The 15,750-nt window shown below is 68.8% G+C and carries 17 protein-coding genes; 10 read left to right on the top strand and 7 right to left on the bottom strand.

From position 1 onward, the window contains the following. Positions 1-5: 5 nt before the first annotated feature. From ACT53O_RS05270 to ACT53O_RS05260, 3 genes are read left to right on the top strand one after another with little or no spacing between them, the layout of a single operon-like run. Positions 6-1,184 carry a cysteine desulfurase family protein gene (locus ACT53O_RS05270; protein WP_135949031.1) on the top strand — a complete coding sequence of 393 codons (1,179 nt, stop codon included), beginning with the start codon at positions 6-8 and terminating at the stop codon, positions 1,182-1,184. Then, the gene (locus ACT53O_RS05265) at positions 1,181-2,143 is read left to right on the top strand and encodes a glycosyltransferase family 2 protein (RefSeq protein WP_135949030.1); all 963 of its coding nucleotides are present in this window, start codon (positions 1,181-1,183) and stop codon (positions 2,141-2,143) included. Before ACT53O_RS05270 ends, ACT53O_RS05265 begins: the two co-directional genes overlap by 4 nt. Positions 2,144-2,168: 25 nt before the next feature. Then, positions 2,169-2,369, top strand: a complete 201-nt coding sequence (locus ACT53O_RS05260; protein ID WP_036316184.1) for a hypothetical protein — start codon at positions 2,169-2,171, stop codon at positions 2,367-2,369. 6 nt (positions 2,370-2,375) lie between these two features. Here ACT53O_RS05260 and ACT53O_RS05255 read toward each other — a convergent pair whose 3' ends face one another. Together ACT53O_RS05255 and ACT53O_RS05250 are read right to left on the bottom strand one after the other, a co-directional pair. Continuing rightward, a complete protein-coding gene (locus tag ACT53O_RS05255) occupies positions 2,376-4,280 on the bottom strand; it encodes an ABC transporter ATP-binding protein (protein ID WP_112931262.1) in 1,905 nt (634 codons plus the stop codon). A 47-nt stretch (positions 4,281-4,327) separates the two neighbouring features. Further along, positions 4,328-4,981: a DUF1345 domain-containing protein gene (locus ACT53O_RS05250; protein ID WP_039415849.1), complete on the bottom strand. Its 654-nt coding sequence runs from the start codon at positions 4,979-4,981 to the stop codon at positions 4,328-4,330. A gap of 107 nt (positions 4,982-5,088) precedes the next feature. On the opposite strand from ACT53O_RS05250, the gene ACT53O_RS05245 reads away from it, so the two are divergent. Then, on the top strand, positions 5,089-6,567 hold the full coding sequence (locus ACT53O_RS05245; RefSeq protein ID WP_135949029.1) for an MDR family MFS transporter: 1,479 nt from the start codon (positions 5,089-5,091) through the stop codon (positions 6,565-6,567). Between the two features lie 48 nt (positions 6,568-6,615). Here the strand turns inward: ACT53O_RS05245 and ACT53O_RS05240 are convergent, their stop codons facing one another. Then, complete coding sequence (locus ACT53O_RS05240; RefSeq protein ID WP_155947569.1) at positions 6,616-6,759, bottom strand: hypothetical protein; 144 nt, start codon at positions 6,757-6,759, stop codon at positions 6,616-6,618. A 65-nt stretch (positions 6,760-6,824) separates the two neighbouring features. On the opposite strand from ACT53O_RS05240, the gene ACT53O_RS05235 reads away from it, so the two are divergent. Then, positions 6,825-7,391 (top strand): type 1 glutamine amidotransferase domain-containing protein, encoded by a 567-nt coding sequence (locus tag ACT53O_RS05235; protein WP_005053760.1) that lies wholly within the window; start codon positions 6,825-6,827, stop codon positions 7,389-7,391. A 12-nt stretch (positions 7,392-7,403) separates the two neighbouring features. On the opposite strand, the gene ACT53O_RS05230 is transcribed toward ACT53O_RS05235, so the two are convergent. After that, positions 7,404-8,090: an alpha/beta fold hydrolase gene (locus ACT53O_RS05230; RefSeq protein WP_112931260.1), complete on the bottom strand. Its 687-nt coding sequence runs from the start codon at positions 8,088-8,090 to the stop codon at positions 7,404-7,406. A 116-nt stretch (positions 8,091-8,206) separates the two neighbouring features. Here ACT53O_RS05230 and ACT53O_RS05225 point away from each other — a divergent pair, with 116 nt between their 5' ends. The 5 genes from ACT53O_RS05225 (at position 8,207) to ACT53O_RS05205 (ending at position 12,968) form a co-directional block, all read left to right on the top strand. Further along, positions 8,207-9,130 carry an ABC transporter substrate-binding protein gene (locus ACT53O_RS05225; protein ID WP_476151539.1) on the top strand — a complete coding sequence of 308 codons (924 nt, stop codon included), beginning with the start codon at positions 8,207-8,209 and terminating at the stop codon, positions 9,128-9,130. Further along, entirely contained in the window at positions 9,127-10,188 is a 1,062-nt protein-coding gene (locus ACT53O_RS05220; protein WP_476151538.1) for a FecCD family ABC transporter permease, read from the top strand. The genes ACT53O_RS05225 and ACT53O_RS05220 overlap by 4 nt, the downstream gene beginning before the upstream one ends. A gap of 80 nt (positions 10,189-10,268) precedes the next feature. After that, complete coding sequence (locus tag ACT53O_RS05215; RefSeq protein WP_476151537.1) at positions 10,269-11,261, top strand: FecCD family ABC transporter permease; 993 nt, start codon at positions 10,269-10,271, stop codon at positions 11,259-11,261. Further along, positions 11,254-12,102, top strand: a complete 849-nt coding sequence (locus tag ACT53O_RS05210) for an ABC transporter ATP-binding protein (RefSeq protein WP_476151536.1) — start codon at positions 11,254-11,256, stop codon at positions 12,100-12,102. Before ACT53O_RS05215 ends, ACT53O_RS05210 begins: the two co-directional genes overlap by 8 nt. A gap of 5 nt (positions 12,103-12,107) precedes the next feature. After that, on the top strand, positions 12,108-12,968 hold the full coding sequence (locus ACT53O_RS05205) for a siderophore-interacting protein (RefSeq protein WP_244295615.1): 861 nt from the start codon (positions 12,108-12,110) through the stop codon (positions 12,966-12,968). A 413-nt stretch (positions 12,969-13,381) separates the two neighbouring features. Here ACT53O_RS05205 and ACT53O_RS05200 read toward each other — a convergent pair whose 3' ends face one another. From ACT53O_RS05200 to ACT53O_RS05190, 3 genes are all read right to left on the bottom strand, one after another. After that, positions 13,382-13,591: a hypothetical protein gene (locus ACT53O_RS05200; RefSeq protein WP_051039639.1), complete on the bottom strand. Its 210-nt coding sequence runs from the start codon at positions 13,589-13,591 to the stop codon at positions 13,382-13,384. A gap of 97 nt (positions 13,592-13,688) precedes the next feature. Beyond that, complete coding sequence (locus ACT53O_RS05195; protein WP_347417186.1) at positions 13,689-14,726, bottom strand: HAD-IIA family hydrolase; 1,038 nt, start codon at positions 14,724-14,726, stop codon at positions 13,689-13,691. After that, complete coding sequence (locus ACT53O_RS05190) at positions 14,726-15,523, bottom strand: hypothetical protein (protein WP_476151535.1); 798 nt, start codon at positions 15,521-15,523, stop codon at positions 14,726-14,728. Before ACT53O_RS05190 ends, ACT53O_RS05195 begins: the two co-directional genes overlap by 1 nt. Positions 15,524-15,750: the final 227 nt, after the last annotated feature.

Below are 15,750 nucleotides of genomic sequence, written 5' to 3'. Positions count from 1 at the left end.
GAGCCGTGTTCTATCTCGATCACGCTGCCACCACGCCGGTGCGTCCGGAAGTGCGGGAGGCGATGCTGCCCTTCCTCGGCGATCGTTTCGGCAACCCGTCCAGCCACCACACGGTCGGCGAAGCCGCGGCATCCGTGCTCTCCGATGCGCGGCGGCGCGTCGCCGCCGTCTTCGGCATGCGCCCCGCCGACATCGTCTTCACCTCGGGCGGCACCGAGGCCGACAACCTGGCGGTGAAGGGGATCACGATCGGCACGGCGTTGCATCGCGGCACAGGACGAGACGCGCCCGTGCACGTGATCACGACACCTATCGAGCATGAGGCGGTCCTCGCCTCCTGCGAATACCTCGAGCGTGTGCACGGCGCACGCATCACCCACCTGCCGGTCGATGCGACGGGTCTCGTCGCGGCCGCCGACGTCGCCGCGGCGCTTCGGCCCGAGACCGCGCTCGTGTCGATCGGCTATGCGAACAACGAGATCGGCACGGTCCAGGATCTCGACGCGATCGCGACGGTGACGCGCGCAGCCGGTGTGGCGCTGCACGTCGATGCGGTACAGGCTGCGGGCTGGCTGCCGCTCGCCGGCACGGGCGCCGATGCGATCTCGGTCGCCGGACACAAGATCGGTGCTCCCCCGGGCATCGGTGTGCTTGCGCTCCGAGGCCGCGTGCCTCTGGAGCCGCTGCTGCACGGCGGCGGCCAGGAGCGGGAGCGACGCAGCGGCACCGAGAACGTCGCCGGCGCCGTCGCGATCGCGACAGCACTGGAGATCGCGGAGCGCGAGCGCGTGGCCGCAGCGGCTCGCGTCGGCGCGTTGCGCGATCGGTTCATCGCCCGCGTGCTCGGCCTCGTTGCGTCGTCCCGGCTCACGGGCCACGCCACGCGGCGACTGCCCTCCGTGGCCAGTTTCACCTTCGCGGGAACCAGCGGCGAGTCGGTACTGCTGGAGCTCGAGCGCCGAGGGGTGATCTCCTCCAGCGGCTCCGCGTGCGCCGCCGGCAGCGATGAGCCCTCTCATGTGCTGCTCGCGCTGGGCGTCTGTCCCGAACTCGCCCAGACCGCGGTGCGCTTCAGTCTGAGCCATGACTTCGGTGTCGGCGACGAAGAGCGGGCCACAGCGATACTCGATGTGGCCGCGGACGCGGTCGCCGCATCGGTGGCGGCGGTACGATCGGGGCCGTGAGCACACCCGTCGTGACCGTCATCGTCCCCGGACGCGATGTCGCCGCTTACGCGCACGAGGCCGTCGACTCCCTCCGCGCCCAGACGCTCACGAGATGGCGCGCCATCTTGGTCGACGACGGTTCCCTCGACGCGACCGCAGAGGTCTTCGCGGAGGCAGCGGCATCCGACGATCGCTTCCACGTGGTCACCCATCCCGTCGCGCGTGGACTGTCAGCCGCCCGCAACACCGGACTGGATCTCGTCGAGACACCGTTCGTCGGATTCCTGGATGCCGACGATGTGCTCACCCCGCGCGCACTGGAGCGCTTCGTCGACACGCTGACACGATCGGGCAGCGATGTCGTCGTGGGCGCGTATGTCCGGCTGCGCGCCGACGAGGCGGGCGTCTACCGTCCCGGTCCCGTGCAGCCGTGGGTTCGCGCGGCCACCGATCCGCCACGTCTCGCGACAACGCTGGCGGCGCATCCCCAGGTTTCCGGCAACATCGTGGCGTGGTCGAAGCTCAGCCGGGTGGAGCTGTGGCGGCGGACAGGCCTGCGCTTTCCCGAGGGCAAGCTCTACGAAGATCAGCTGGTCGCGCAACGCCTCTACACGGCCGCGCGCGCCATCGACGTCATCCCCGACGTCGTCGTCCACTGGCGCGAGCGTGCCGATGGCTCATCGATCACGCAGAACAAGAATCTGCTCCCCGTGCTCGTGGACTATCTCGACGCCCTCAGCGGAGGCATCGCCGTGCTCGACGGCGCCGGCCAGCGCGCCGCCGTCCGTGCCCGCATCCGTCTCATTCTGGAGATGGATGTCCCTCCGCTCGTCCGCATCGCGCAGGACAGTCCCGACGACGCGTACCGCCGCACGCTCGGCGCGTTCATCCGCGTGCTCCATGATCGCGCGGATGCCGAGTCCATCGAACTCGACCACGCCGCGGCACGGTTGCGCAGCGCGGCAGAACTGTGGTGAGACGGGCCGGAGATATCCTGAGCGGATGACCGCTTCCGACGCCGCTCACCTCCCCGATCGCCCCACGGGTCCCGATCTCGCCGAGATCCGTGCCGAGATCGACGAGCTCGCCGCCCTCTCCACGGAGGATCTCGTCAACCCGAAGCCGAAGGTGATCGCCGAGAACGAGCCGATCCCGTACCCCACGGACGCGATCGGGTCCGAAGACGGGAACAAACCGGCCTGAGCTGTTTCAGGCCTGTTCCCGCGCCTGCGCCTCCAGGCCCTCGATCGTCGCAGCCGCCATCTGCTCGAGGGCCAGCTCCGCATAGAGCCCGCCCTGGGCGAGGAGTTCGGCATGGGTTCCCGACTCCACGATGCGCCCCGCTTCGACGACATGGATGACATCGGCACCGACGACGGTGGACAGCCGGTGTGCGATGGAGATGGTCGTGCGCCCCCGCGCCACATTGTCCAGCGCTTCCTGCACGACCCGTTCCGACACGGTGTCCAGAGCCGACGTGGCCTCGTCCAGCAGCAGCACCGGCGGGTCCTTCAGCAGAACGCGGGCGATCGCGATGCGCTGCTTCTCGCCGCCCGAGAGCCGATAGCCGCGTTCGCCGACGACCGTGTCATAGCCGTGCTCGAAGTTCGCGATCGCGTGGTGGATGTTCGCCGCCGTGCACGCCGCCACGAGCTCCTCGTCGCTGGCATCCGGCTTCGCATAGCGGAGGTTGTCGGCGATGGTGGCGTGGAACAAGTACGTCTCCTGGGAAACGATCCCGACGTTCTCCACGATCGATTCCTGAGTGAGCCCGCGCACGTCCCGGCCGGCGAAGACGACCGCACCCTCGGACGCCTCGTAGAGGCGGGGAGCCAGGTAGACGATGGTGGTCTTGCCCGCGCCGGACGGCCCCACGAAGGCGATGTGCTGGCCGGGCTCGGCGACGAACGAGACCCCGTCGAGCGTCGGGCGGGCGTCACCCGCGGCATCCGGGTAGCGGAATACGACATCGCGGAACTCGACCCGTCCGATCGGCCCGGGAGCGCGCCCCACCTCGATCGCGCCGGGAGCGTCGACGATCGCCGGCGTCAAGTCCAGGTACTCGAAGATGCGCGCGAACAGGGCCCGCGAGGTCTGCAGATCCAGCGCGACGCGCATCAGCCCCATCAGCGGCTGGAGCAGGCGCGCCTGCACCGTGGTGAACGCCACGACCGTACCGGCTGTGATCGCGCCGGTTCCGCCCGCGATGAGATAGCCCGACACCAGATAGATGACCGCCGGCACCGACGCCATGATGACCTGCACGACAGCGAAGAAGCCCTGGCCGCTCATGGCTCGTCGCACCTGGAGACGCACCTGGTTGAGGTTCTCGGCGCGGTAGCGCTCCGACTCCGCTCGCTGGCGGTTGAAAGCCTTGGACAGGAGGATGCCGCTCACCGACAGCGTCTCCTGGGTGATGCTGGTCAACTCGCTGAGCGACTCCTGCGTCTGACCCGCGATGCGCGCCCGCACCTGGCCCACGCGCCTCTGCACCAGCACGAGCGCGGGCATCATGATGACGGCGATGACGGTCAGCCGCCAGTCGATGAGGATCATGGCGACGAGCGCCGAGATCACCGTGACCGTGTTTCCGAGGATGCTGGTGACCGTATTGGTCAGGACGTCCGAGACGCCGCCGACGTCGTTCTGCAGTCGCGACTGGATGACCCCGGTCTTCGTGCGGGTGAAAAAGCCCAGCTCCATCGCCTGCAGGTGATCGAACAGGCGAACCCGCAGGTCTCCCGTGACACGATTCCCGACCGTCGAGGTGAGCCAGGTCTGCGTGACGCCGAGCACGGCGGAGAACAGGAACAGTCCGATCATCGTGAGCACCAAGCGCAGCAGAAGCGCGAGATCCGGCGGCGCGCCGTCGGTGGGAAAGAGCGCGTCGTCGAAGATCCGCTGCACGATGAGGGGCGGCACGACGCCGATCGCCGCGCCGACGACGACCATCACCGCCGTCACCAGGATGCGCACGCGGTAGGGGCGGAACAGGGCGACGACCCGAGCGCCGAGGTTCGGGATGACCGGGGCCTCGGCATTCCGTCGTCGTTGGGCCCCCTCGTCGACACCGCGAAAGGCCGCCGGACGCCCGCCCGGGCCCATACCGCCCATCCCCATGCTCACCGGGTCACTCTAACCCCGCGTCGGACGGGGGCGGCTCAGCCGAGACCAGCGACGAGATTGATCACCGACGCCAGAATGACCGCGCCGAACAGATAGGCCAGCAGCGTCTGCGCGACGATGATCCGCCGGATCTCGTTCGCGGACACGTCCGTGTCGGACACCTGGTAGGTCATCCCCAAACCGACGGAGAAGTAGCCGAAGTCGGAGTACATCGGCGCATCGTCCTGATTGAAGTCGATCCCTCCCGCCTTCCCTGCGGCCACGCGCGCGTAGTAGACGCGGGCGTAACGCAGCATGTAGTCCACCTGGATGAGCGCCCATGAGCTGACCACCGCCGCGATCGCGACCCCTGCGACGAGGAAGGCGCGGGCGTGCCCGCCGCCGCCGCCCCCGACCAGCACCGCCACCACCCCGCCCAGGCTCGCGACGCTGCCGGCGAGTGCGATCAACCGTGCGACGGGGCGCCCCGGGTCGACGCTCGTCGTGTGCGAGCGCGTCTGATCGGCATTCATCGGCCACACCACGCTCAGCAGCCACACCACATTGATCGCTGCCACGACGGCCCAGCCGGCGAGAAGACCGACCGAGATCCCGGCGGCGATCGAGACGACGACCGCGACCACGACTCCGACGGCGAGGGAGAGGGGGCCGCGGACGGCCACCCGCGACGGATGACGGCGAGAACTCATGCCTCGATGCTCCCACCGCGACCGGGAATGCCGTGTCCGACCCTCCCGTTACAGTGAAGAGTTGCCCCGCCCGCCGGGAAAGCGTCCCGACGACACCCAGGAGCCCGATGACTTCTCCCGACACGACCACCGCGCCGGCCGCACCCGCTCAGGTCGGAGCCAAGGAGAATCGCGTCATCTGGCTGCTGCTGGCCGCCGCGTTCGTGGCGATCCTTAACGAGACGACGATGGGCGTCGCGATCCCGCACCTGATCGTCGACCTCGGCATCACCGCGGTGGCTGCGCAGTGGCTCACGACGGCGTTCATGCTGACGATGGCGGTCGTCATCCCCATCACCGGCTTCCTGCTGCGCCGCTTCACCACGCGAGCGATGTTCGCGACGGCGATGAGTCTGTTCTCGGCGGGTACCCTCATCGCGCTGGTCGCTCCGGGTTTCGAGGTGCTCGTCATCGCTCGTGTCGTCCAGGCGTCGGGGACGGCCATCATGATGCCGCTGCTCATGACGACACTCATGACCGTCGTTCCTGCGCACCTGCGGGGACGGATGATGGGCCGTGTCAGCGTCGTGATCTCACTCGCTCCCGCCATCGGACCCACCATGGCGGGTATCGTCCTCGACAATCTCACCTGGCGGTGGATCTTCGCGATCGTCCTTCCCATCGCACTGGTGGCCCTGGTCGTGGGCGTGCGCTGGATCCACAACCTGGGTGAGAGCACCCACACGCCGATCGACATCCTTTCCGTGGCGCTGTCCGCCGTCGGGTTCGGCGGTGTCGTCTTCGGGCTCAGCCAGATCGGCGGGCATGGCTCGGATCTCGCCGCCGCCGAGACGGCGACGACGACTCTCGTCATCGCGCTGGGCGTCGGCCTCGTCGCCCTCGGCCTGTTCGCCTGGCGTCAGCTGATCCTCCAGAAGCGCGATGAGGCGCTCCTGGATCTGCGGATCTTCCGCTCGGGCAACTTCTCCCTTTCGGTCGCGCATTTCGCGGTGATGTCGCTGGCATTCTTCGGGACGCTGACCGCTCTCCCGCTGTACCTGCAGAACACACTGGGGCTGTCGGCGAGTGCGTCCGGTCTCGTCGTCCTGCCGGGCGCACTGGCGATGGGTCTTCTCGGACCCGTCATCGGGCGCATCTACGATCGCTGGGGCACCCGCGTGCTTCTGCTTCCGGGCACCATCGTCGTGCTGACGATCCTGTGGAGCTTCACGCTCCTCACCGAATCGACCCCCGTGTGGATCCTCGTCGTCACGCAGACGCTGTTGTCGATCGGACTGGCGATGTCGTTCACGCCCTTGTTCACGGCATCCTTGGGCTCGCTGGAGCCGCGGTTCTACTCCTACGGCAGCGCGATGGTCTCGACCATCCAGCAGGTCGCCGGTGCGGCCGGGATCGCCCTGCTGATCTCTGTGATGTCGTCTGTGGCTGCGGCGGCGGCGCAGAGCGGAGCGGCCGACGCGCCGGCCGGGGCAGCGGGTGCCCGAGCGGCCTTCCTGCTCGCGGCGATCATCGGGACGCCCCTGCTGATCAGCGCCGTCCTCATCCGCAAGCCGGATGATGCACCGGAGGGTGTCTCCGCGCACTGAGGAAACTCACGCCGACCGGCGCAGGCGCCGAGGGCGGAGGCCCGTCCGTCAGCCGATGCTGCAGGCCCCGCCACCGCAGCACGACGCGGAGGCGTCGACGCTCGCGTCCACGAGCGGCAGAAGCGTCGTGACGCCCTTCGCGCTCGAAGCGTCAGCGTCGACGGAGACCTCAGGCTGATTCGAAGTGGTCATGCGTCGATCTTACGTCGGTGTCAACCCCCGGGCGCGGCCGAGGTGGCATCCGTAGCGTCGATGACATGAGCACTCCCACGCAGACAGACGAACTCGCCGGCAAGACGGTGGCATTCATCGCGACGAACGGCTTCGAGGACAGCGAACTGACCGCCCCCTGGCAGGCGGTGACGGATGCCGGAGCCACGGCCGTCATGATCTCGCCCGCCCCTGGAGACATCGAGGGCAAGAATGGTCACCGCCAGCCTGTCGACAGGACGACGGCGCAGGCCGACGCCGCCGACTTCGACGCCCTGGTCCTGCCCGGGGGCGTCGTCAATGCCGACAACCTCCGCCTCGACGAGGCCGCGGTGCGGCTGGCTCGCGACTTCTTCGCGCAGGGCAAGCCCGTCGGCGCGATCTGCCACGCAGGCTGGCTGCTGGTCGAAGCCGGGGTGGTCGAGGGTCGTACGATGACGAGTTTCCCGAGCCTTCGCACTGACCTGACCAACGCGGGCGCGTCGTGGGTCGACGAGGACGTCGTCGTCGATGAGGGGTTCGTCTCCAGCCGCACGCCCGACGATCTGCCCGCCTTCACCGCGAAGCTCGTCGAGGAGATCGGCGAAGGCACGCACGACGGCCAGACGGCCTGAAAGGGACGCTTTTCAGTCCCAGTCGAGGTAGTCCTCGATGAACCACGACGTCTCGCCTGGGTGGGTCAGTGGGAAGAAGTGGCCGGCGCCATCGACCGCCTTCACGCTGACCAGCCCCGGCGCGGTCTCACGTAGTGCCTCTCCGGCTTCGACCGGCGTGACGCGATCCGCGGTCCCCTGGACGATGAGGACGGGAGTGGCGTCCGCGACGGGCTGCCACGCCTCGGCAGCCGTCGCCGCGAGCGCGTCCGCCTGCACCCGGCGCACATCGGCCTGCGGCGAGAACGAGTCACCGAAGACGGCACGCACCTCCGCGTCGAAATCCTCACCGTACGGAGCGTCACGCGTGACACCCAGCAGCAGCACGCCGCTCACTCGTTCGTGATGGTCGATCGCGACGGTCCGCGCGACAGCGCCGCCGAATCCGTGCCCGCCGATCCATGCCTCCGAGATGCCCAGGTGCTCCAGGACGTCGACCACGTCCTGGGCGAGCTCGTGCAGCGTCTGCGCGTCGGAGCGTCGCGCGGCGATGCGCACCACCCGGAAGTCCTCTTCGACGAGGATGCTCGCCAGAGCGCCGAAGTAGGCGAAGTCCAGTCCGGCTTCGGGCAGCAGAACGATGGCGGGCCCGGTGCCTTCGTCGAGGTAGCTGATGTCGCGGACGTCGGCATCCAAGATCTGTCGCTGGTTCTCACTCACGATCCCCCATCCTAGGCGGCGAGTTTGCACGCACCCCGCGGACATGAGCATAGTTAGGTAAGCCATACCTCATCCGCACCCACCCTGAAGGTGCGGTCCGACGAAAGCGAAGCCCCATGCGCTCCCCCGCTCGACGATCCCTGCCCGCCCTCGCCGTCATGGTGACCGCCATCATCGCCTTCGGCGGATGTTCGTCGGCAGCGGATGCTGCACCGGCGGCGACGACGGGCGGCACCCATGCCGTCGCGCACGCCCGCGGAATCACCGAGGTACCCGACGACCCGCAGCGCGTCGTGGTGCTGGAACCCGTCGAATTGGACACCGCGGTAGCGCTCGGCGTGACGCCCGTCGGCGCCGCCGTCGCGAGCAACGTGGCCGGCGTCCCCGCCTACCTCGGCGTCGATGGCGTCGCTCCGGTGGGGACGGTACCCGAGCCCGACCTCGAGGCGATCGCGGCACTACGACCCGACCTGATCCTCGGAACAGAGTCGCGCCACTCGAAGCTGTACGACCAGTTGAGTTCCATTGCGCCGACGGTGTTCATGACCACCCAGTCCGACCCCTGGCAGCAGAACGCGATGCTCGTGGGCGAGGCGCTCGGAAAGACGGCCCAGACCACCGTGCTGTTGGCCGAATTCACCCAGCGATGCTCTTCCATCAAGGACGAGTTCGCCCTGGACGGCAAGACCGCGAACATGATCCGACCGCGCGACGAGACGACCCTGAGTCTGTACGGCCCGACATCCTTCGCCGGCAGCGCCCTCGAGTGCGTGGGGTTCACGATTCCCGCCCAGAACTGGAAGGACGGCCTGCAGGCGGACATCTCTCCGGAGAACATCCGCAACGCCGCCGCCGACTACCTCTTCGTCACCGCCGCCGATGTCGACGACCGGAGCCTGATCCCGGCGGCCATCACTCAGAACGCCGACGCGTTCGGTTCCGTCACCCTCGTCGACACGAGCTATTGGGTGTCGGGCGTCGGCCCCAAGGGCGGTATGCGCGTGCTCGACGATGTCGAGCGTTTCCTGTCGACACGGTGACCGTCGTCGTGCCACGGGGGCCTCGCACACCGGCGATCCCCCCTGCCTCGCCCCGCCTGCCACGCGCGACGGTTCACGCGTTCGCGCTGGTCGCGCTCCCCATCCTGCTGGCCGTGTCGGTGGCACTGTCGTTGATGATCGGCTCCCGTCCGCTGAACGCGGGCACGGTGCTCGATGTCCTCGCCGGCGGCGGCTCGCCGGATGTCCGGTACATCGTCGCAGAGTTGCGGGTGCCACGCACGGCCGCAGGGCTGATCGTCGGCGCCGCCCTCGGCACGGCAGGAGCTCTGATTCAGGGCTTCACACGCAATCCCCTCGCCGACCCCGGCATCCTCGGCGTCAACGCCGGCGCCGCGTTCGCGATCGCGATCGGCATCGCCGTCTTCGGGCTGCGAGACATCACCTCGCTGATCTGGTTGTCGTTCGCCGGCGCTCTGGTGGTGACCATCGGCGTCACCATCATCGGATCATCCGGTCGGGGCCCCGCGGATCCCCTGCGTCTCACGCTCGCCGGTGTCGCGCTGGGAGCGGTCTTCGCGGGCGCGACGACGGGGATGACGCTGAGCGATCCCGACGCGTTCGATCGCATGAGAGCGTGGCACGCCGGCTCGCTGCTGGGTCGCGGCTTCGACGTGCTGCTCCCCCTCCTCCCCTTCGTCGCTGTCACCGTGGTCGGCGCGCTCTTTCTTGCTCGGGGGCTGAATGCCCTCGCTCTCGGCGATGACGTCGCGCGTGCGCAAGGCGCCTCGCTCGTCGGCATCCGTTTCGGTGTCGTCGCCGCGGTCACCATCCTGGCGGGAACGGCGACCGCCATCGCCGGACCGGTCTCGTTCGTCGGGCTCATGGTTCCGCACGTGGCGCGGTGGATGTTCGGCATCGATCAGAGACGTATCCTGCTCGCCTCGATGATCCTCGCCCCCATCCTCGTCCTGCTGTCGGATGTGCTCGGACGTGTGCTCATCGCCCCCGCCGAGATCCCCGTCGGAGTGGTGACGGCGTTCGTCGGTGCACCCGTGCTGATCGCTCTCGCCCGTCGTCGCAGGGCGACCGCAGCATGAGCGTGCCGGCGACACGAACACGTCCGGCGACGACGTCCGACCGGGGATATCGCCGCATCTCGATCGGGCGGCACCCGCACATGGTGCACGTCCGTCTTCGAAGCGCCCTGACGGGCGCGGCACTGGCAGCGGCGACCCTGACAGCGGCTGTCATCGCACTCGGGCTCGGCTCGTACCCGCTGTCTCCGACAGCGGTCGTCGAGGTCATCGCGGGCGGCGGCCTTCCCCTGGATCGCACCGTCGTCTTCGAGTGGCGGCTGCCCCGCACGCTGGCCGCGATCGTTCTCGGGGCGTACCTCGCGATCGCGGGAGCGCTGTTCCAGACCGTCACCCGCAACCCCCTCGCCAGCCCCGACATCCTGGGGCTCTCGAACGGGGCGTTCACGGGGATGCTGGGGGCGATGCTGTTCATCTCCACGTCATGGACCGTCCTGGCGGCGGGAGCCGTCGTCGGCGGCCTGCTGACGGCGGCCATCATCGTGCTGCTGGCGGGTCGCGTTCGCAGCGACGGCTTTCGCATCATCGTGATCGGCATCGGCGTCGCCGCCATGCTCGCGTCAGCGAACACCTGGATGCTGCTGCAGATCGAGCTCGAGACCGCCATGTTCGCCTCCGCATGGGGAACGGGCTCGCTCAACGGCGTGACAGGGGCGGCGGTGGCCGGTGCAGCACTCTGCGGCATCCCTCTGCTGATCGTGCTCGCCCCCCTCGCTCCGGGCCTGCGCCAGCTGGACCTCGGCGACGATCTGGCGATCGCGACCGGCACGCGCCCGTCGATGATCCGCAGCGGCGCGCTGTTCATCGGGGTGCTGCTGGTCTCGATCGCCACAGCGGTGGTCGGTCCGATCGCCTTCATCGCCCTCGCGGCGCCCCAGATCGCGCGTCGGCTGGGTCGGACGCCCTACCTCTCCCTGCCGCTGTCCGCGCTCGTGGGCGCGGCGCTGCTGCTCGCCGCCGACATCATCGCCCAACACCTTCTGCCGGTGGCGCTGCCGGCCGGGGTCGTGACCGTGTCCGTCGGCGGTCTCTATCTCGTCCTCACCCTCATCCAGGAGATCCGCCGCCGTGTCTGAGCCCGTCCCCGACCTCGCCCCCCATGATCGACCTCGCGGCCATGCCCGCCTCGCGGCTGACGCGGTGTCGCTCGGCTACGACGAGGGGTCGATCATCACCCAGTTGACGACGCACATCCCCGATGGATCGTTCACGGTCATCATCGGACCCAATGCCTGCGGCAAGTCGACGCTTCTTCGAGGGCTGGCTCGACTGCTGCGCCCTTCGGCCGGGACCATCGTGCTCGACGGTGCCGACATCTCACGCCGCTCACCGAAAGAGGTCGCTCGACGCCTCGGTCTGCTGCCCCAAAGCGCGTCGGCCCCCGAGGGAATCACCGTCGCCGACCTCGTGGCGCGCGGTCGCTATCCCCATCTCGGACTTTGGCGTCAGTGGACGGATGCCGACGAAGCGGCGGTGCGTGAGGCGATGGCCGAAACCGGGATCAGCGCACTGTCGGGCCGTCGTGTCGACGAGCTCTCGGGCGGCCAACGCCAGCGCGTGTGGGTCGCGATGGTCCTCGCGCAGCAGACCGAGCTCTTGCTGCTCGATGAACCCACCACGTTCCTGGACGTCGCGCACCAGGTCGAGCTGATGGAGCTGTTCGCAGCGCTCAACCGTCGCGGTCGCACGATCGTCGCGGTACTGCACGACCTGAACCACGCGGCGCGCTACGCGGACTACATCATTGCGATGAGAGACGGACGGATCGCCGCGGAAGGCCCCCCGGCCGAGGTCATCACGGCCGAACGGGTGGAGGAGGTCTTCGACCTGCCCAACGTGGTGATCGCCGATCCCGTCACGCGCGGACCGCTCGTCGTGCCACTCGGCGCTCGACACGCCGCGGCGGGAGGACGGTGACCAGCGTGCCCGCTCTGGCATCGGGCGACGTGCGGCCGTGGGAGTACAGTGCGTTTCCGGTGACCGTCGCCGCCGTGCGACGCGTGACCCCGAACTTCCAGCGCGTCACTCTGGCCGGTCCGATGCTCCGCCACTTCGCGCCGTGGGGACTCGATCAGCGCATCAAGCTCGTCCTCCCCCTGCCGGAAGTCGGCATCGTTGACGTCGGGTTGCGGAAGGTCCCGACGCCGCACCCGCGCGAGTGGTACACGCGTTGGAAGTCGCTTCCCGCCTCCCAGCGCAATCCGCTGCGGACCTACACACCAGCCGCCATCCGTCCCGATGAGGCCGAGATCGATGTCGATGTGTTCCTGCACGAACCTGCGGGACCGGCCTCCCACTGGGCGATGACCTGCGCGCCCGGCGACGAGTTGATGGTGACGGGGCCCGATGCGCGCGCCGGATACACGGGCTACGGCATCCACTTCACTCCGCCCACACCGCCGACGCGGCTTCTGCTCGTCGGCGATGCGTCCGCGATCCCGGCGATGAGGAACATCGTCCAGACGCACCGCAACGCGACGCGCATCGAGGTCCTCGCCGAACTCGCCGACGCGGACGACCTCGGCGAGGGGGGTCTCGCAACGCTCACCACCGCGGTCGCGCCCGACGTCTCGCCCGGCTCTGCGCTTGAACGGCTCGTACGGGGCTGGGCGGATGCCGCGTCCGCACCGCTTCGCGACGACGCCACATCGTATGTGTGGATCGCCGGCGAGACCGGTGCCGTGGCCCGGATCCGTCGCCATCTCACCTCGGTCGGCGTTATCACGCCGAAGAGGGTCTCGTTCCTCGGCTACTGGAAGCACGGCGGCCCACTCGTGGACTGACCGGAGGCGACCACGAGTCGGGCCAGGATACCTAAGCTGAAGCAGTGACCTATCCGACCGCACGGTGGTGCCGCAGTCGACGCGGGAGCGCCCTGTGTACGCGACCGTCCGGACATGCGGGGCTGCACAACCGCGTCGGCACGTCGCAGATGTGCCGATAACGAGGCCGACGCCCCACGGTGCCCGGGGTCAGGCGTTCAGGCTGTCAGCGCGCCTCGCCTCTCAGACACTTCCTCCGCTGCCGGATTTCCCGACGGGCGGGCGCGATGCCTCGAGTGCGATGCTTTCGTGCCTCTCGTCGATGGCCGCATCGCTGTCCACGACCGATTCCGCGGCGCCGACGACGTCACCGAGTCCGCAGCGCGCGCAGAGTGGTTCAACACCTTCGGGTGGCAGTGACCGCCGAACGCGCCTCAGACGCCCAGCTTCTTCGCTGCTCGCTTGGCCGCCTTGTCCACGAGCTTCCGGGAACGCGCGCGGGCCTTCTTCAACGACGGGTCATCCCACAAGTGCTTCGCCGCTGCACTGATCTCGCGGTACCGTGCACGACCCGCGCGGGCGCCCAGCACATAGCCGACGCCACCGGCGATCGCCGCGGTGAGCCAGAACTTCACTCCGGACATGCATCCTCCTCGAACGAAACGTACGATGAGGCTACGTTGCAGACCCTCGTGGTGCGGAGGGGTTGACAACCTCAGGACGGTCAGTGCCGATGCGACCTCACGGGCGGTGGAAGGGATCGGCGTAGAGACGCTCGGGCACGCGGAAACCGTAGATGGCGCGTCCGGTGGACCAGATTGCTGCGGCGCCGGCACGAACGAGATCGATCGGGCGCGATCCCTCCGACACGATGTGGATGTCGGCATTGTCGACGCGCACGGCCGCATCTCGCACCGAGGTGACATCTCCCCGCACGACGGTCTCGGGATACTCCTCGTGCAGCTCACGCAGGTCTCCGAGGATGAACGTGGGCCGCGACGTCGGCGGAGCGGCGAGCACGTGTTTCGGCCGGTCGATCCCGGTCAGTACCAGCACCGAGGCGAGACCGGCTGCCTGAGCGCCGGCGATGTCGGTGTCGAGCCGGTCGCCGATGAAGAGCGCCTTGTGCGCACCGAAGCGGTCGACCGCCTCATCGAAGATCGGACGCTCGGGCTTGCCGGCGACGACGGCAAGCCGACCGACGGCCGTGTGCACGGCGGAAACGAGCGTGCCGTTGCCCGGCGCGATCCCGCGTGCCTGGGGGATCGTCCAATCCGTGTTCGTCGCGATCCATGGGATGCCACCGGAATCCTCCGGTGTGGCCAGGGCGTATGCAGCCTCGGCGAGCTGCTCCCACCCCACCTGGGGTGCGAACCCCTGGACGACGGCAGCGGGCGCGTCGTCGGCGCTGCGGGTCACGACATAGCCCGCCTTCTCGATCTCGAACACGAGTCCGTCTCCCCCGACGACGAGGATCGTCGAACCCGGAGCTACCCGCCCACGTAGCAACCGCATCGCCGCCTGCGGACTGGTCACCACGTCTTCGGCACGTGTCGATGTCAGTCCGAGATCGCGGAGGTGCTCCGCCACGACGGCATCGCGGCGCGACGCGTTGTTGGTGATGTACCCCAGACGTCGCGAGGCGGCGGCGGCATTCAGACTGTCGACGGCATACGGGAGAGCGCCCGGACCGGCGTAGACGACCCCGTCGAGGTCTGCGAGCACCACATCGACACCGTCGAGCGGAGTCGGCGCCGTGCGCTTCGAGAACAGCGCCATCAGTCGGTCGCCTCCTCCACCGGAGAGGCGGCTTCCTCGATCTCGTCGATCTCGTCGACCTCGATCACCTCGAGATCAGCGTCGACAGCACCGAGGGCTTCAGCAGCAACCTCGGCGCGTCGCTGCCACTGCTGGGCCTCGTCGAGGCGCCCGAGCTCTTCGAGCACCGCGGCGCGGGCGGCGAACAGACCCGGACTCCACGAGAAGGCCCGATCGGGATCCAGCTCCGGAATGTCCAATTCGCTGAGTGCGCGTTCGGTCTCGCCGAGATCGAGCCGGGCGCCGGACATGGCGATCGCCAGCTCGACCCGGACGTCCGTCGTCAACGTGGAGCGATCCACCGCGCGCCCCACCTCGAGGGCGCGATCGGGCCGGCCGACCCCGCGCTCACTGTCGACGAGAAGAGCGATCTGGTCGTCACGGCCGGAGATGCGGCGATATGTGCGCAGTTCGCGCACGGCGAGAGCGAAGTCGCCCAGCGCGTACGCGGTGATCGCCACAGTCTCCCGCACGATGGCGATACGGCCGGCGCTACGGGATGCGGCGAGGGCGTGCACGTGTGCGCGCTCGGGGTCATCGTCGATGAGGCGCGCCGCCATGGCCAGATGACGGGCGACCTGTTCGGCGTTCTCCTTCGACAGCGTCTTGAGCTCATTACGCGCGGACGCCGGCAGGTCCTGGGGTGTGACATCATCGGGCAGCTGCGGTGCCGCGGGGCCGCTGCGACGGTCCGAACCCTGCGGCGGACGCGAGGTGCGAGCCGGAACACGCGACGTCCGGTCGCCATCACGCTTCACGTACGGCTTACGCTCACCATCGCGCGCCGCGTACGGCTTACGCTCACCATCACGCGCCGCGTACGGCTTACGCTCACCATCACGCTTCACGTACGGCTTACGCTCACCATCACGCTTCACGTACGGCTTACGCTCACCATCACGCGCCGCGTACGGCTTACGCTCACCATCACGCGCCGCGTACGGCTTACGCTCACCATCACGCGCCGCGTACGGCTTACGCTCAC

The organism is Microbacterium sp. DMC48, assembly GCF_056313825.1.
The sequence above is the reverse complement of the archived record's forward strand: the minus strand, read 5'-3'. Positions and strand labels throughout refer to the sequence as shown.

Excerpts from the sequence above, each read along its gene's own strand:
- ACT53O_RS05260 (WP_036316184.1), top strand. The coding sequence starts at position 2,169 with ATGACCGCTTCCGACGCCGCTCACCTCCCCGATCGCCCCACGGGTCCC.
- ACT53O_RS05255 (WP_112931262.1), bottom strand. The coding sequence starts at position 4,280 with ATGGGCGGTATGGGCCCGGGCGGGCGTCCGGCGGCCTTTCGCGGTGTC.
- ACT53O_RS05250 (WP_039415849.1), bottom strand. The coding sequence starts at position 4,981 with ATGAGTTCTCGCCGTCATCCGTCGCGGGTGGCCGTCCGCGGCCCCCTC.
- ACT53O_RS05245 (WP_135949029.1), top strand. The coding sequence starts at position 5,089 with ATGACTTCTCCCGACACGACCACCGCGCCGGCCGCACCCGCTCAGGTC.
- ACT53O_RS05240 (WP_155947569.1), bottom strand. The coding sequence starts at position 6,759 with ATGACCACTTCGAATCAGCCTGAGGTCTCCGTCGACGCTGACGCTTCG.
- ACT53O_RS05235 (WP_005053760.1), top strand. The coding sequence starts at position 6,825 with ATGAGCACTCCCACGCAGACAGACGAACTCGCCGGCAAGACGGTGGCA.
- ACT53O_RS05225 (WP_476151539.1), top strand. The coding sequence starts at position 8,207 with ATGCGCTCCCCCGCTCGACGATCCCTGCCCGCCCTCGCCGTCATGGTG.
- ACT53O_RS05215 (WP_476151537.1), top strand. The coding sequence starts at position 10,269 with ATGGTGCACGTCCGTCTTCGAAGCGCCCTGACGGGCGCGGCACTGGCA.
- ACT53O_RS05200 (WP_051039639.1), bottom strand. The coding sequence starts at position 13,591 with ATGTCCGGAGTGAAGTTCTGGCTCACCGCGGCGATCGCCGGTGGCGTC.
- ACT53O_RS05195 (WP_347417186.1), bottom strand. The coding sequence starts at position 14,726 with ATGGCGCTGTTCTCGAAGCGCACGGCGCCGACTCCGCTCGACGGTGTC.